General features: G+C 67.7%; 14 protein-coding genes and 2 tRNA genes. 10 read left to right on the top strand and 6 right to left on the bottom strand.

Translation table 11 applies throughout. From position 1 onward, the window contains the following. The first annotated feature begins 87 nt into the window (after positions 1–87). The 3 genes from ACFVUS_RS15260 to ACFVUS_RS15270 all read left to right on the top strand — a co-directional run bounded on the left by ACFVUS_RS15260 (position 88) and on the right by ACFVUS_RS15270 (position 1,971). The gene (locus ACFVUS_RS15260; protein ID WP_387765713.1) at positions 88–1,062 is read left to right on the top strand and encodes a DUF3105 domain-containing protein; all 975 of its coding nucleotides are present in this window, start codon (positions 88–90) and stop codon (positions 1,060–1,062) included. After that, positions 1,062–1,778, top strand: coding sequence for a DUF305 domain-containing protein (locus ACFVUS_RS15265; protein WP_387765716.1), 717 nt, complete (start codon positions 1,062–1,064; stop codon positions 1,776–1,778). Before ACFVUS_RS15260 ends, ACFVUS_RS15265 begins: the two co-directional genes overlap by 1 nt. A gap of 120 nt (positions 1,779–1,898) precedes the next feature. Then, positions 1,899–1,971, top strand: a tRNA-Arg gene (locus tag ACFVUS_RS15270). Positions 1,972–2,039: 68 nt separating this feature from the next. Here the strand turns inward: ACFVUS_RS15270 and ACFVUS_RS15275 are convergent. Continuing rightward, positions 2,040–2,531 (bottom strand): beta-class carbonic anhydrase, encoded by a 492-nt coding sequence (locus tag ACFVUS_RS15275; protein WP_387765719.1) that lies wholly within the window; start codon positions 2,529–2,531, stop codon positions 2,040–2,042. 226 nt (positions 2,532–2,757) lie between these two features. Between ACFVUS_RS15275 and ACFVUS_RS15280 the strand changes: the two genes are divergently transcribed. Further along, positions 2,758–4,050: an alpha/beta hydrolase family protein gene (locus ACFVUS_RS15280; RefSeq protein WP_387765722.1), complete on the top strand. Its 1,293-nt coding sequence runs from the start codon at positions 2,758–2,760 to the stop codon at positions 4,048–4,050. Here the strand turns inward: ACFVUS_RS15280 and ACFVUS_RS15285 are convergent. From ACFVUS_RS15285 to ACFVUS_RS15295, 3 genes are all read right to left on the bottom strand, one after another. Then, the gene (locus ACFVUS_RS15285; RefSeq protein WP_387765725.1) at positions 4,005–5,324 is read right to left on the bottom strand and encodes a hypothetical protein; all 1,320 of its coding nucleotides are present in this window, start codon (positions 5,322–5,324) and stop codon (positions 4,005–4,007) included. The two genes, ACFVUS_RS15280 and ACFVUS_RS15285, sit on opposite strands and share 46 nt — an antisense overlap. A 168-nt stretch (positions 5,325–5,492) precedes the next feature. Further along, positions 5,493–6,899, bottom strand: a complete 1,407-nt coding sequence (locus ACFVUS_RS15290) for a metallophosphoesterase (protein ID WP_387765727.1) — start codon at positions 6,897–6,899, stop codon at positions 5,493–5,495. 7 nt (positions 6,900–6,906) lie between these two features. Then, positions 6,907–7,413 (bottom strand): hypothetical protein, encoded by a 507-nt coding sequence (locus tag ACFVUS_RS15295; protein ID WP_387765729.1) that lies wholly within the window; start codon positions 7,411–7,413, stop codon positions 6,907–6,909. A 151-nt stretch (positions 7,414–7,564) separates the two neighbouring features. Between ACFVUS_RS15295 and ACFVUS_RS15300 the strand changes: the two genes are divergently transcribed. The 4 genes from ACFVUS_RS15300 to ACFVUS_RS15315 all read left to right on the top strand — a co-directional run bounded on the left by ACFVUS_RS15300 (position 7,565) and on the right by ACFVUS_RS15315 (position 11,768). Continuing rightward, positions 7,565–8,584: an iron ABC transporter substrate-binding protein gene (locus tag ACFVUS_RS15300; RefSeq protein ID WP_387765732.1), complete on the top strand. Its 1,020-nt coding sequence runs from the start codon at positions 7,565–7,567 to the stop codon at positions 8,582–8,584. A gap of 3 nt (positions 8,585–8,587) precedes the next feature. Beyond that, positions 8,588–10,138: an ABC transporter permease gene (locus ACFVUS_RS15305; protein WP_387765735.1), complete on the top strand. Its 1,551-nt coding sequence runs from the start codon at positions 8,588–8,590 to the stop codon at positions 10,136–10,138. Beyond that, the gene (locus tag ACFVUS_RS15310) at positions 10,135–11,256 is read left to right on the top strand and encodes an ABC transporter ATP-binding protein (protein WP_387765738.1); all 1,122 of its coding nucleotides are present in this window, start codon (positions 10,135–10,137) and stop codon (positions 11,254–11,256) included. The genes ACFVUS_RS15305 and ACFVUS_RS15310 overlap by 4 nt, the downstream gene beginning before the upstream one ends. Before the next feature lie 158 nt (positions 11,257–11,414). Continuing rightward, the gene (locus tag ACFVUS_RS15315) at positions 11,415–11,768 is read left to right on the top strand and encodes a hypothetical protein (RefSeq protein ID WP_387765741.1); all 354 of its coding nucleotides are present in this window, start codon (positions 11,415–11,417) and stop codon (positions 11,766–11,768) included. 55 nt (positions 11,769–11,823) lie between these two features. Here ACFVUS_RS15315 and ACFVUS_RS15320 read toward each other — a convergent pair. Together ACFVUS_RS15320 and ACFVUS_RS15325 are read right to left on the bottom strand one after the other, a co-directional pair. After that, positions 11,824–11,897, bottom strand: a tRNA-Cys gene (locus ACFVUS_RS15320). Between the two features lie 63 nt (positions 11,898–11,960). Then, the gene (locus ACFVUS_RS15325; RefSeq protein ID WP_376072579.1) at positions 11,961–12,803 is read right to left on the bottom strand and encodes a DUF3105 domain-containing protein; all 843 of its coding nucleotides are present in this window, start codon (positions 12,801–12,803) and stop codon (positions 11,961–11,963) included. 89 nt (positions 12,804–12,892) lie between these two features. Here ACFVUS_RS15325 and ACFVUS_RS15330 point away from each other — a divergent pair, with 89 nt between their 5' ends. Then, positions 12,893–13,435 carry a MarR family winged helix-turn-helix transcriptional regulator gene (locus ACFVUS_RS15330; RefSeq protein ID WP_387765745.1) on the top strand — a complete coding sequence of 181 codons (543 nt, stop codon included), beginning with the start codon at positions 12,893–12,895 and terminating at the stop codon, positions 13,433–13,435. Positions 13,436–13,511: 76 nt separating this feature from the next. Further along, complete coding sequence (locus ACFVUS_RS15335) at positions 13,512–14,549, top strand: hypothetical protein (RefSeq protein WP_387765748.1); 1,038 nt, start codon at positions 13,512–13,514, stop codon at positions 14,547–14,549. The last annotated feature ends 118 nt before the right edge of the window (positions 14,550–14,667 follow it).

Consider the following 14,667-nt stretch of genomic DNA (forward strand, 5'->3'; position numbering starts at 1 on the left):
CGCGGGCACCGCACGGGCAGGCGCCCAGCAAACGATGCCGCCGCATCGCTTGATTGTCCGAACACGTCGAAGAGAGCACAACTAGTTATGCCGAACAGCACCAGTGCCAAGTCGGCCAAGGCTATTAAGGCCGCGGGCAAATCGTCGGGATCGGGCCGTAAAGGCGGGTCCGGGGGCAAACTGCCCGTGAAACGGAACATCCCGTGGATGACCATTGCCGCGGTGGTGGCCGTGCTGGCGCTGATCGGCGGAATCGCCGCTTTCCTGGTGCCCAAGTACAACGCCAAGGAAGAGATCAAGAACCCTTCCGCGTATATCGACGGCGTCGTCAAGAAGGACTACCCGGCCGGTCTGCACGTGTCCTCCACGCAGCGCGTGGCCTACGACCAGGCACCGCCGTTCGGTGGCCCGCACGACGGTTCGTGGGCGGCCTGCATGGGCAATGTGTACGCCAAGGCGATCCGTACGGAGAATGCTGTGCATTCGCTGGAACACGGTGCGGTGTGGATCACCTACAACCCCGACAAGGTGGATCAGGCGACCATCGACACGCTGAAGAAGAAGGTCGAAGGCCAGCAGTACATGCTGATGTCGCCGTACCCGGGCCTGGACACCCCGATCTCGTTGCAGGCGTGGGGTCATCAGCTCAAGCTGCAGAAGGCCGACGATTCCCGGGTGGACCGGTTCATCAAGGACCTGCGCCTGAACTCGAACACCTACCCCGAGGTCGGCGCGAGCTGCGCGAACCCGACCTTCGACACCAACAACCCGCCGCCGTTCGATCCGTCCAAGCCGGGTCCGGACGCGGTGCCGCTGGACGGTAAGGGCCTGACCAAGGACACCACCGAGCTCGGCGGTGCCGGCGGCAGCCAGATTCCCGGCGGCATACCGAACATCCCCGGCGGCATCCCCGGCCTGCCCGGAGGCACCATCCCCGGCGGCACCCTGCCCGGCGGTGACGCGACCGCGCCCGGCGGCGACGGCACGCTGCCCGGCGGCATTCCGAGCATTCCCGTGCCCACCGGCGACCCGCAGCCGGAGCAGCCGGCTCCGGCGCAGTAATGCCGCCGTTCTTGTCGCACGCGAACGAGCCCGGCGATTCCGAGGCAGCCGAACCGGTGGAGGCGACGGGCCGCGGTCAGCGGCCCGCGCTGCTCATCCTCGGCGTGATCGCGGTGCTGCTGGCCGGTTTCGCGGCGGGTCTGATGGTCGGCAATCTGCGGGCCTCGGATCCGAAGCCGAGCGCGGTGGATATCGGCTTCAGCCAGGACATGTCGGTGCATCACGCGCAGGCGGTGGAAATGGCCGCGATCGCGTTCAGCGGCACCGTCGATCCGGCGGTGAAGCGGCTGTCCTATGACATTCTCACCACCCAGGGCAACCAGGCGGGCCGCATGCAGGCCTGGCTGCAGAGCTGGGGCGAACCGCTGCTGTCCACGGGCGGCTACATGGGTTGGATGACCGATATGTCGGCGCATCACCACATGGGCACCGCCGAGCATTCGGGTCCGGTGGCGGTGATGCCCGGGATGGCCTCCACCGAGGAGATCACGGCGCTGCGCGCGGCCACCGGTCCGGCGCTGGACACCATGTTCCTGCAGTTGATGCTGCGCCATCATCAGGGCGGTATGCCCATGATCGAGTACGCCGAGCAGCGTGCCGATATCGATGTGGTGCGGTCGCTGGCGCAGAGCATGGCCAAAACCCAGTCCAGCGAAGCCGATTTGATGACCCAGATGCTCGCCGAGCGCAACGCCAAACCCCTCCCGCTCAACTGAGTTCGGTGCCGGGCGTCCGCAAAACGCCCGGTCCACCCGGGTTTTTGGTGCAGGGCAGGCAATGCGATACGCTTTCCCAGCCCACTCGGAAAGTCGAGAAGTCCGAGCGGGTCCACCCCCGCCCTCGTAGCTCAGGGGATAGAGCGTCTGCCTCCGGAGCAGAAGGCCGCAGGTTCGAATCCTGCCGAGGGCACCGAAGAGCAAGGCCCCGAACGGCATTCGCCGGTCGGGGCCTTTTTCTTGTCCCGGACGGGTGCGGTCTCAGCCGACCACTTCGTTGAGTTTGCCGGTGGCCACGTCGAATACGAAGCCGCGCAAGGACGTTGTCGCGGTGATGAAGGGGCTGGCCTCGATGCGCCGAATCGATTGCCGCACATCATCGTCCAGGTCGGGAAAGGCCTCCGCGGACCAGGCGGGCTTGATGCCGGTGTCGTCCTGGATGGTGCGTTTGAAGTCGTCGTCGGTGAAGGTGAGCATGCCGCAGTCGGTGTGATGGATGAGGATGATCTCGGTGGTGCCCAGCAGGCGCTGGCTGATGGCGAGCGAGCGGATCTCGTCATCGGTGACCACACCGCCCGCGTTGCGGATGACGTGCGCCTCCCCGTCCCCCAGCCCGAGAATGCGATACACGTCGAGCCGGGCGTCCATGCAGGCCAGCACCGCGACCTGCTTACTGGGCGGCAACGGCAGCGGCCCGGCGAAGCGGGAGGCGTATTCGGCGTTGTTGGCGAGGTATTCGTCGGTGACTGTCATGGTCGCGTCCTTGCGTCGGTGGGGTGCGGACATGCGAATCTCTGCATCGACCGTGGCGTAGCCGACGGTGTCGCGCGAGGGATGCGCGCACCGTGAAATAAACGCTTGCGCTGCGGATATCCGGTCCGGTCGGTGCACGTGGCGGGCGGGCGCGGGTGAGAACGGACACTCACCAGGGCGTGTTGCCTTGGCCCTGAATTGTCCGACAGACCGGTATCTTTTGGGCATGTCGGACATCGAGGCGAGGTGCGCGGACCTACCACGGCGGCGACATGTGCGACGGGCCGGATCGATAGCGAGTGCGGCCCTGGCCGCAATCGCGGGTACCTGCATCGCCGTCGCACCGGGTCACGCCACCCCCGTCACCCCCATCGCGATCATGGACGAGACGACCGACGTCGCGGCGTTCTACACCGCGCCGGAGGATCGGGTGGCCGGTGTGCACGGATCGGTGATCCAGTTGCGGCCCATCGACGGCGATCCCGGACTGCCCGGTGCGCGAAACTACTTGGTGCTGTACCGATCCGTCGATATGCGGGGCGATTCGGTGGCGGTATCGGGCACGCTGGCGGTGCCCGAGGGCAGCCCGCCGCCGGGCGGCTGGCCGCTGATCTCGTGGGCGCACGGCACCACCGGGGTCGATGATTCCTGCGCGCCCTCGCGCGATACCTCCGACGAGTTCCCGGCGCACGATTACACCTCCCTGGTGCGAAAAGTACAGGCGCAGTGGATAGCCGCGGGATACGCGGTGGCGCAGACCGACTATCAGGGTCTGGGCACGCCCGGCCCGCACGGCTATCTGATCGGCACCGCCGAGCAGCGCGCGGTCACCGATATGGCCAGGGCCGCAAGGGAAATCGATCCGGAGATCGGTACCCGATGGGTGGCGATGGGCCATTCGCAGGGTGGGCAGGCCGCCGTTTTCGCCGATGCGCAGGCGCAGCAGTGGGCGCCGGAACTGCAATTGCTGGGTGCGGTGGCGATGGCTCCGGCGTCGCATCAGGGCATCGGCATCCAGGCATCGCAACTGGCGACGGCGGTGGGGGCCTCGACCGCGCTCGGCCCGCTCACCGGTGGCGCGACCGCGTTCCTGCCCTTGATCATTCGTGGTGCGCAGACGGTCGCCGATATCGATCCGGCGCGTTTCCTGACCCCCGAGGCGTCGGCGATGGTCACCCTGGCCGATGTGGGATGCATTGCGCAACTGCGGAGTCCGCAGCAGTGGGGTGGGCTGACCGCGAGCGAGGTGTTCGCGCCCGCCGGCGATATTCGCGCGCTGACCCGGGTGCTGAATGAGAATGACCCCAGCACACTGACTTTCGCGCAGCCGCTACTGGTATTGCAGGGCCGGGCCGATACCACGGTGCCCGCGCCCGCGACCGATGTCATGGTGGTGCGCCAGCGCGCGGCGGGCCAGCCGGTGCAGTATCGCGGCTATCCCGGGGTGGACCACCGGGGTGTGCTGGAGGCGTCCTACGCGGATGCGCTGAGCTGGGTCGACGGCCGCTTCGGCAGGTGATCGGCGGATCGCCACCGATACAGCAGCGCCAGTCCGGCGGCACAGCCGAGAGTGACGGCGAGCGCCACCCAGCCGGGCGTGCTGGAGGTGATGCTCGAGGGGTCGCGATACCAGCGCGGTGAATAGGCGACGCGGCCGAAACCGCTGCCGCGCACCGCGATCACCAGGCACGGCACCACCAGCGCCGCCAGTGCGACCACCATGCTCGGGGCGTTGCGCGGGGTGTGTCCGGCGAAGCAGTAGCCCATGAGGAAGCCGAGTCCGGTGATGCCGATCAGCGGTATGAGTATCGCGTGATGCGCGCTGCCCGCGGTGGTGGACGCGAAAACGGCGAGCGCCCCGGTGCCGGCGAAGACCGCCCAGGGCAGGTGTGCGCGCCGTCCCGCGTACCACCCGATGGCCACCGCGATGATGGGCAGCGGTGCGCTCCAATCCGGGCGCGGCACGGTGAAGATGGAACTGCCGGAATTGGTCACCGCCACCGCGAGCAGCACCAGCACCCCGTCCCGCCCGGGCAGCAGCAGCGCGGCCCCGAGCGCGGCCAGCACGGTGACGCCCACCGCGAGCGCGGTCTGGGCGAAGGTGTCCGCGTGCCGGACGTACCAGTCGGTGGAGAAGGCCGTCGCCCCGACCAGCAGCAGTGCCGCGAGGATCGGCCCGATGGGCAGGTCGGCGTTCTCCGCCGGATCGGCGGCCGGGTCGACGCGTTCGCCGAGCGCCCCGAGAGCCAGCAGCACCACGGTCGCCAGGATCATCCACAGCGGCGGGGTGCCGCTGGAGGCCCATTCGATGAGGGTGCGGCTCTCGGCCCCGGGCGCGGGGAGCGCGGTCAGGTCGCCGACGGTGATGCTGACCACCGCGCCCAGCAGGTACGCGCCGGTGGCGATGGGTTTCCCGAAGACCGCGACGGCCAGTGCGCCGAGCAGGATGCCGCCGAAGATGGCGTCGATGTAATTGACCGTGATGAGCGTGCCGCTCAGCGCCGAGCGCATATTCCACAGGTGGTCGGCGGCCAGCACGGCGGCGCTGCCGAAGGAGACGATCCAGGCGGTGCGGCGGCCCAGTGCCACGGCCAGGGCGGCGGCGATGACCGCGAACATGCCGCCGGCCGCGGCGGCGCGGGGCATGTTCATCACGAGCAGATCGAGTTCGAGCGGGGCGTCGTTGGACCAGCCGAGATCGAGCGGCGCCATGAGCAACAGTCCGGCGACCACCGCCCCGAAGAAGGCGGAGGCAGGCTGGAGTACCCCGTCGAACCTGCGTATATCAGGCATTTCGGACACGCTCACGGGTTGCACCAACGCGAACTTCGCGCCCATCTCGTCACCCTTTCACCGGTGATCGAACGCTTCTCGCGCTACAGCCGAACGAAACAGCTAACTGTTTGCGAGATTAACAGCAAATGCGCATGGGTGCCGGGGCCAGTGACCCAGCCCATTGCCTCAGACCGAATCGAGACCTGACAGATCACGCGGCACGGTGTGATTGCGGTCGGCCGTGGAGCCCAGGGTGTACTCGGGCAGCAGCCCGAAATACTCACCGCGCGAGCGAGCGCTCCAGCGGCGCGCGCCCGCCGTCCGGGTCTTGTAGAAGTTGACGGTGTAGCCGCCCTCGTAGAGCCGCAGCAGGGAGTAGCCGCCGGGGTATTCCTTGGCCGCGGCGACCTCGAGGAATTCCACCGGAATGGGAAAGTCGGGGCGGGTGCGGCGATTTCGATGAGTGTGGCCGGAATGATGCAGGAATACGCCGGGCGCGGACCGGTAAAGTGATTGCAGCTCAGCCGAATTGGCGCTGTTCAGGACAAATCCCGGCCCCGCGATATTCGTCCAGCCGGATTCGGCGGTAACCGGATGATGGCTGAAGACCAGCGTCGGGCGGTCCGGATCGGCCAGCAGCACCTCGCGCAGCCGATCCAGCTGCGGTCGGTCGATACTGCCGCCGGAGCCGTCGAGTTCGGTGGTATCCAGGGCCAGCAGGCGCAGCTCGCCGACCTCGTACTCCCCCAATCGCTGTCGGGGACCGAAGGATTCGCCCCAGCAGTCGAAGTGATCGGCGTACGGTGCGCAGCCCGCGTAGTCGCCGCCGAGATGCGGGCGGTCGTGATTGCCCCGGCAGGCGAACCAATCCTGACCCGCCACACCCCATTTCGCGAGCGCCCGATCGACACCGCGCACCTGTTCGGCCGTCGCCTCCGCGGTCAGATCGCCCGCGATCACGAGGTGATCGGCGGCGCGGTCGGGACGGTGCAGATCATCCAGGATCGCGGCCAGCATGACCTCGGGATACGGTGCGAGACCGGGATCCTGGCGCACGCCGGGCGGCAGTCCGGCGGCGATCAGGCCGCTGATCTCCTCGCCGTAGTGCACATCGTTGCAGAGCGCGATGGTGCGCAGCAGTCGGCCCGGCGGCGGTATCGGCGTACCGAACTCACCGCTCGCCTCCGGCGTATTCGGTAGCCGGGTGGCCACATTCAGCGCGGGCGCGGCGGTCACCCCCAGTGAGCGCGCCTCGAATCGGTAGCGGCGCCCCGGTTCCAGGCCGGTGATCTCGGCGTAGTGGTACGCCGTCGGTTCGGGATCGGCGAACACCTGCCGCAGACCCGTGCCGTCGGCCGGTCCCAGCCACACCTCGGCGTCGGTCTCGACCGGCACCGGGTCACCATTGGCGTTGAGCCCCAACGTAGTCCAGGTGAAGATCGCCGACTCGGCCGTGATCGTGACGACCTCCAGGTCGGTCGCGATCACCGAACCCGGCTGTGCGCGAACCACTCCCGGCCGCGCGAGCGGTAGCAGGGTGGCCGCCGCGAGCGCACCCAGTACGGTGCGCCGGTTCGGCCCGCAGCAGTTCACGACCGGGCTACCTGCCGTCGGTCGAACACACCTTCCACGTGCCCTCCTCCTTGCGGAGATGTTCGGTGGCGGTGGTCGACTTGTCGTCCGCGCCTGATACCGACAGCGCGCCAACCATTTTCGCGGTCGCGCGATCGCCGGTCACGACGATCTGGTCGATGCTCACGATGCGGATGTCCATCCGGCCCTGTTCGGAGGCGTTCTTCTGCGCGGTGGACAGCGCGTCGTATTCGGCGCGGTCCGCGGCGCAGGCCTTGGTGACCGCGGCGCCCGGTCCCTTGGCGGACAGCGTGCCGTAGAAATCGCGAATACCGGCGTCGATGCGCTGGCTGTCACTCGGAGAGTCTTTGCCGGACAGCGAGACCGCCGCGGCGACGCCGCCGCCGACCACGACGACGGCCGCCACGGCCAATCCGACGAAGAGTGGTTTACGACCTCCCCCACCGCGTTTGCCAGCAGATTGCTGGATGTCCGTAGCAGGGTTGTACGGTTGTCCGCCGGGCGGCAGGGTCATCGATTTCCTTCGATCGGTCCACCACTGAATGTCCGCAGACTACGGCAAATAGGTTGCGATTCGGTGGGGTGCCGGATCTGTCCACCCCGCGAGACGGTACGTTGGTTAGCCAAACCTCAGGAATGAGGATTGGCATGTCGAAAGGACGGTCATGGCAGCGGCTCGATGGAAACTGGTGTCCGGTGCGATCGCCGCGATCACCCTGCTGGCGGCAACCGGATGCTCGAGTTCGTCCAAGGACGACAACGAGATCCTGGTCTACAACGCCCAGCACGAATCGCTGACCAAGGAGTGGGCCGAGGCCTTCACCAAGGAGACCGGTATCAAGGTGACCCTGCGCCAGGGCGGTGACACCGATCTGGGCAACCAGCTCGTCGCCGAGGGCAAGAATTCGCCCGCCGATGTCTTCCTCACCGAGAACTCCCCCGCCATGGCCCTGGTCGAGAACGCCGGGCTGTTCGCCGATGTGGATCCGAACACCCTCGCGCAGGTGCCCGAGCAGTTCCGCCCCTCCACCGGCAAGTGGACCGGAATCGCCGCCCGCTCAACCGTTTTCGTCTACAACACCGGCAAGCTCCAGGCCGATCAGCTGCCGCATTCGCTGCTGGATCTGCAGCAGCCGCAGTGGAAGGGCCGCTGGAGCGCGGGCGTGTCCGGCGCGGATTTCCAGGCCATCGTGGCCGCCCTGCTCGCCCTGAAGGGTGAGGACGTCACCAAGGCGTGGCTCAAGGGCATGAAAGAGAACGCCATTGCCTCGCAGAACAATGTGACGACCATGAAGGGCGTCAATGCCGGGCAGTTCGACGGCGGCGTGATCTACCACTACTACTGGTACCGCGATCAGGCCAATACCAAGGAGAACAGCAACAACACCAAGCTGTTCTACTTCAAGAACCAGGACCCGGGCGCGTTCGTCTCCATTTCCGGTGGCGGCGTGCTGAAGTCGAGCAAGAAGTCGGAGAACGCGCAGAAGTTCCTCGCCTTCATCGCCTCGCAGAAGGGCCAGGAGGTGCTGCGCGACGGCGATTCGATGGAGTACCCGGTCTCGGCCACCGTCGCCGCCAATCCGGCGCTGCCGCCGCTGGCTTCGCTGGACGCGCCGAAGGTCGACCCCAGCAAGCTGGACGCCAAGAAGGTCACCCAGTTGATGACCGACGCCGGTCTGCTCTAACCCATGGCAGTCCGGACCGCTGTCGCCTCCCGGGCCACCCGGCCCGGGCCGCTCGTCACGATCCTCGCGCTGCTGCTGGTGGCCGCGACGTTCGTACCGCTCGGCTACATCGTGTCCACGCTGTTCAGCACCGGATTCACCGAGACCGCGCACCTGATCTTCCGGCCCCGGGTCGGTGAATTGCTGCGCAATACGGTGGGTTTGGTGGTCATCACGGTGCCGGTCTGCCTGGTGCTCGGCATCGGGCTGGCCTGGATCGTGGAACGCACCGACGTACCGGGAGCCACCTGGTGGGGGCCGATCTTCGCGGCTCCGCTGGCGGTCCCCGCGTTCGTGAACAGCTATGGCTGGGTGAGCGCTTTCCCGTCCCTGCACGGACTGTGGGCGGGGGTGCTCATCGCGACCGTGTCCTACTTCCCGCTGGTCTACCTGCCCGCGGCCGCGACATTGCGCAGGCTGGATCCGGCGGTGGAGGAATCCGCGCGAGCGCTGGGCTCGGGCCCGGTCACGGTATTCGCGCGAATCGTGCTGCCGCAGTTGCGCTTGGCCATTCTGGGCGGCGGGCTGTTGATCGCGCTGCATCTGCTCGCCGAATACGGCGCGTTCGCCATGATCCGGTTCTCCACCTTCACCACCGCGATTTTCGAGCAGTACCAATCCAGTTTCGCCGGGGCGGCGGGCAATACGCTGGCCGGGGTGCTGGTGGTGCTGTGCCTGGTACTGCTGGCGGGTGAGGCGGCCGCGCGCGATAATGCCCGCTACGCCCGCATCGGCAGCGGTGTTCCGCGCGCCGCGATCCGGGTTCGGCTGGGCGTCAACAAGATTCCGGTATTCCTGCTGCTGGCCGCCGCGCTGGTGTTCGCGCTCGGGGTGCCGCTGTGGACCATCATCCGCTGGCTGCGGCTGGGTGGTTCCAAGGTCTGGGATATGGCCGATATCGGCGAATCCCTGGGCCAGACCATCGGTTTGGCCGCCACCGCCGCGGTCATCACCACGCTGTGCGCGTTCCCGGTGGCCTGGATCGCGGTGCGCTCCACCTCGCGTTTCGCCCGAATCATCGAGGGCGCCAACTACATCACCAGTTCGCTGCCGGGCATCGTGATCGCGCTGGCCCTGGTGACGGTGAGCATTCGCTGGCTGCCCGCGCTGTATCAGACCGCCGCGACCGTGCTCGCCGCCTACACGCTCATGTTCCTGCCGCGAGCGCTGGTCGGTGTGCGCGCGGGGCTGGCGCAGGTGCCGGTCGGCCTGGAGGAGGTCTCGCAGGCGCTGGGCACCTCGCGGCCGATGACGTTCCTGCGCATCACCTTACGACTCACCGCGCCCGCCGCGGCGTCGGCGGCGGCCATGGTGTTCGTGGCGGTGGCCACCGAGCTGACCGCCACACTGCTGTTGGCCCCCAATGGAACTCGCACCCTGGCCATGCGCTTCTGGTCGCTGTCCGGCGAACTGGACTACGCGGCGGCCGCGCCCTACGCGCTGATCATGATCATCGCGGCGGTGCCGGTCACGTATCTGCTGTTCACTCAATCCAGGAAGGCGGCCGGGCTATGAGTCGTCTTGTCGTCGACAATGTCCGCAAGCACTTCGGGCCGACCCGGGTGCTGGACGGTATTCACCTCGATGTGCCCGACGGCGGCGCGACGGCCGTGGTCGGCTCCTCCGGCTGCGGTAAGACCACGCTGCTGCGGGTGATCGCCGGATTCGAGAACCCGGATGCCGGTTCGGTCATGGTCGGCTCGGAAGTGGTTACCCGGGACGGGTTCTCGCTCCCGCCGCATCGCCGCCGCATCGGCTACGTGGCGCAGGACGGGGCGCTCTTCCCGCATCTGACGGTGGGACAGAACATCGCCTACGGCCTAAACGGCGGCCTGGCTGGACGGCGGCGGCATAAAGCCCAGGTGCGCGAACTGCTCGAAATGGTCTCGCTGGGAGCGGATTACGCGGATCGGCGACCGCATCAGCTGTCCGGCGGGCAACAGCAGCGGGTGGCGCTGGCCCGCGCCATGGCGCGCAAACCCGATCTCATGCTGCTCGACGAACCGTTCAGCGCACTCGATACCGGGTTGCGCGCCGCCACCCGGCAGGCCGTCGCCGATACGCTGCGCGCGGCGGGCATGACCAGCATTCTGGTCACCCACGATCAGGAGGAGGCGCTGTCCTTCGCCGATCAGGTCGCGGTCATGTGCACCGGTCGCTTCACCCAGGTCGGCACGCCCGAACAGGTCTACGCCGCTCCGGCGGATCTGTTCACGGCCGGATTCCTCGGTGACACCGTGCTGCTGGACGCCACCCTGCGGGCCGATTCCGCCGAGACCGCCCTGGGCCGCATTCCGGTGCAGCCGGACGCCCCCGCCGGCGCCGCGACCGTCATGATGCGCCCGGAACAGCTTGTCGCCCACGTGGTTTCGAACGGTGATCCGGGCTGCGCCACGGTGCGCGGCGTCGAATTCCGCGGTGCGGACGTCATGCTCACCCTGGATCTGGACGGCCGCGCCGACCCCATCCAGGTGCGCCGCGTCAGTGTCGCCGCCCCGGCCGTCGGAGACCGCGTGGACCTCGAAGTCCTCGGCGCGGCAGTCGCATTCACCGCCGAACAGTGCGCATCGGCCGCCCGGTTGACCAACGGGGCTGTCGGCGCGCCTGTCACCCGGGACGCCCTGGCCGTCTGACTCCGAGCAGCGCGCCGCCCGGGCTGCCGCGCGAGGGTCGGCACGGCGTGAATGTGACAGCGCCGCCGGTCTACTCGGCGTGCTCCCACCGGACACGTCTCCGAGCACCTATATTGGCGCGGGGGCGAATTGCCCCGGGTACTACCTGAGGAGTCTCGTTGCGCAGCATGCTGTTCGCCCTGTCCGTCGTAGGCGCGGCCGTCGCCCTGGCCCCGCTCGCGGCCGCCGACCCCGCCGGAGACTCCGCGGTGAAGGTGCAGGCGGTGTACGGCGTGGAGCAGTTCCCCATCGCGGGCGTCACCGCCGATGTCACCCCGTGCACGGGTGGTCCGGCCGCGGGCACCATCACCACCGGCCGGGACGGTAGCGCCACCTTCATCGGCGGCTCCGGCTGCTATCGGGTGCAGGTCGCCACGCCGACCGGCTGCTCACTCGATGGTGATGCGGCACAACAGGTGAGCACGGTGCCCGGCATCATCCCGGTCGCCACCTTCCGCTTCCGCTGCGCGTAGCGCGGCACCGAAACGCGAAATGTCCCCCATGGATTTCCATGGGGGACATTTCCTTTGGAGCGAGCGGCGGGAGTCGAACCCGCGTATACGGCTTTGCAGACCGCTACCTAGCCCCTCGGTCACACCCGCATCGCTGTAAATGATGCCGGGCGTGCGCATTCGGGGCCAGTGTTCGAATCAGCCTGATTCCAATCAGCCTTCGGGCGCGGGTTCGGGTCCCGGCGGCGGTTCGGGCGCGGGTTCCGGGGCCGGTGGCGGCGGAGGCGGCGGCGGGGTGACTCCGGCTTCGGTGACCGCGTACGGTCCCGGCGGTGTCGGGTCGTACGGCGGCGGGTTGTTGGTATCGATGGTGGGGTTGGAGCAGCTCGCGCCCGGCTCGGGGTAGGTGTACGGGTTCAGCCGCAGCGCGGTGATGAACTGGCCGACGCGCGGATCGCGGGCATCGCTGAGTTTGAGCTGGTGGCCCCAGGATTGCAGCGAGATCGGGGTGTCCAGTCCCGGATACGGCGACAGCAGCATGTAGGGCTTCGCGCCGACCTGTCCGGTGAGCACCGAGACGCCGTCGACGCCGAGCGTGGTCGGGTTGTAGGTGATCCAGACCGCGCCGTGTTCGAGTGCGTGCACGGCGTTCTCGTTGCGGATCGGCACGGTGTAGTTGACGCCGGTGCACGGCAGCCACGAGCTGTCGTGCGCACCGCCGAAGGGCGGGCTCTGGGTGTAGGCGACGCGCTGGTTCGCTGCTACGTGCACACCGGCCGGATAGTCCTTGCGCACCACGCCGTCGATCCGGGTCGAGGGATCGTGGTCGGTCGCGGTGGGCACGAATTCGTCGGCGGCGGCTGCGGAGTCGCCGCCGGCGTTCTGCGGCCACAGGAGAATTCCGGCGACGCCGGCGGCGATCACGGCGATGGCCAGGCCCATGAAGAGCGGTTTGCGATCGGGCTTGCGCGGGGTGAATTCGGGGAAGGGCACACTGTACGGGCCCCGGGGTGCGGATGATGCCGGGTCGAACTTCGGGCCGAGCGGGTTGGTCACGTACTGCCTCCTTGTCCGCAAAGAGTACGACACCGAAATAGGGCTCGGTGCGGCGGAATACGAGTGCTTCGCATGCGATGATCGTGGACATGTCTCGGCCACGTCCCCTGCCACTCGATCCGATCGAAGAGGCGCATCGCCAGTGGACCGAGCACGGCTGGGGCGAGGTCGCGGACGGGATGGCGGCGGTCACCTCGCTGGTGCGGGCGCAGCAGATCGTGATGGCCCGGGTCGACGAGGCGCTCAAACCGTCCGGGCTCACCTTTTCCCGGTACGAGCTACTGATGTTGTTGGGCTTCAGCAAAACGGGTGCGCTGCCCATGGCGGTTGCCAGCGCACGCTTGCAGGTGCATCCGACCAGCGTCACCAATACGGTCGATCGACTGGAGGCCGCGCATTTGGTGAAGCGGGTGCCGCATCCGAGTGACCGGCGCGCGACCTTGATCGAAATCACCGATGCCGGAAGAGAATTGGTGTCCAAGGCCACCACTGAGCTGAACCGGCAGGTGTTCGCGAATACCGGCCTGCCACCGGATCGATTACAGCTGCTGCTGCGATTGCTGGCGGAATTCCGGCAGACCGCGGGCGACTTCGACAGTGGTGGCTCGCCGACCAGATGGGCCACCCAGTAACCGTCCAGCATCCGGTCAGCCAATTTCCTGCGTCATAGTCTTGGAATCGGACCGCAAAAGGTTCACCATTGAGGCCATGGTGCTGGTCCTCGGGGTGTCAGCTGGCGCGGCGGGTGCGCGCGCCATGCTCACCCATTCCGACCAGCCGCATCTGCCCCCCATCGACCGCTGCAAAGTGGCGCGCCGCACCGGCGGCGGTATCGAGGAGGGGGTTTTCGAAGCCGTCCGCCTGATGCGCAAATCCGCTGCTCGGCGTGATGAATTCATTACCGGTATCGCGGTCACCTGCCGGTGCTCGGCGCACGCGGACGCCATTCGCACCACGGCGGGGCGCAATCGCCTGACCCTGATCGACGAGCAGGTCGCGCAGCTCAGATATCTGCGGTTCACCGGCAGACTGCCCGCCGAAGGGTCGATTCTCCTATATGACCTGGGCGCTTCGGGTTTGACGCTGACCCAGATCGACTGCCGCACCGAGGCGATTCTGGCCAGCAAACGCAGTACGGTGCTCGGCGGTGACGGGCATGACGCGCTACTACGCTGGTTATTGGCCCGCGGCGGCGTGAGTGTGGATCTGGCCACCGCCCGCCGCCACAAGGAAGCCCTGGCCGGTGATCGCGTGATCACGGTGTGCGATCCGATCAACGGGCACCGCGCGGTCATCACCCGCAGCGATTTCGCCGATCTGGTGTCGGCGGGGGTGCACCATTCGGCGTCGTTCGTCCGGCAGATGATCGATGAGACCGGCGTGCACCCCTCCGCCATGGCGCTGCTGGGCGGGTGCACCCGCAACAAGAGCATTCGCGATGAACTGAAGCAGCAACTCGATCTGCCGTTGATCTACGATCCGGAACCCGAATTCGTCTCCACCCGCGGTGCGGTGCTGCTGGCCGCCGAACGCCCCTCCGCACGCCGGGTGCGCAGTGTGCGTTTCAATCCCGTCCCCAGCCTGCGCGGCGAGGATATCCCCTCACGCCGCAAACTCGTTGCGGCCATTGCGGTTACGGCCACCCTCGGCGGCACCATCGCCGGTGCGCTCGCCATGAATCACGAGGGCGAGCACACCGACGGCAAGCAGCCGACCGTGGAAGTGGTCGGGCCGACCCGACATTGACTCGCGCCTTCGGCGCAAGAAGAAGGGGGTTTGGGGTGCCGTCCCGCCAAAACCACCCCCACATATGCGCCGTTGTGTGGGAGTGTGTCGAGGCAGGAGACAACGCCACGGGCCGGGC

The sequence above is a fragment of the Nocardia sp. NPDC058058 genome, from assembly GCF_042885355.1.
Taxonomy (GTDB): domain Bacteria; phylum Actinomycetota; class Actinomycetes; order Mycobacteriales; family Mycobacteriaceae; genus Nocardia.

Excerpts from the sequence above, each read along its gene's own strand:
- ACFVUS_RS15260 (WP_387765713.1), top strand. The coding sequence starts at position 88 with ATGCCGAACAGCACCAGTGCCAAGTCGGCCAAGGCTATTAAGGCCGCG.
- ACFVUS_RS15265 (WP_387765716.1), top strand. The coding sequence starts at position 1,062 with ATGCCGCCGTTCTTGTCGCACGCGAACGAGCCCGGCGATTCCGAGGCA.
- ACFVUS_RS15275 (WP_387765719.1), bottom strand. The coding sequence starts at position 2,531 with ATGACAGTCACCGACGAATACCTCGCCAACAACGCCGAATACGCCTCC.
- ACFVUS_RS15280 (WP_387765722.1), top strand. The coding sequence starts at position 2,758 with ATGTCGGACATCGAGGCGAGGTGCGCGGACCTACCACGGCGGCGACAT.
- ACFVUS_RS15285 (WP_387765725.1), bottom strand. The coding sequence starts at position 5,324 with ATGCCTGATATACGCAGGTTCGACGGGGTACTCCAGCCTGCCTCCGCC.
- ACFVUS_RS15295 (WP_387765729.1), bottom strand. The coding sequence starts at position 7,413 with ATGACCCTGCCGCCCGGCGGACAACCGTACAACCCTGCTACGGACATC.
- ACFVUS_RS15300 (WP_387765732.1), top strand. The coding sequence starts at position 7,565 with ATGGCAGCGGCTCGATGGAAACTGGTGTCCGGTGCGATCGCCGCGATC.
- ACFVUS_RS15305 (WP_387765735.1), top strand. The coding sequence starts at position 8,588 with ATGGCAGTCCGGACCGCTGTCGCCTCCCGGGCCACCCGGCCCGGGCCG.
- ACFVUS_RS15310 (WP_387765738.1), top strand. The coding sequence starts at position 10,135 with ATGAGTCGTCTTGTCGTCGACAATGTCCGCAAGCACTTCGGGCCGACC.
- ACFVUS_RS15330 (WP_387765745.1), top strand. The coding sequence starts at position 12,893 with ATGTCTCGGCCACGTCCCCTGCCACTCGATCCGATCGAAGAGGCGCAT.
- ACFVUS_RS15335 (WP_387765748.1), top strand. The coding sequence starts at position 13,512 with ATGGTGCTGGTCCTCGGGGTGTCAGCTGGCGCGGCGGGTGCGCGCGCC.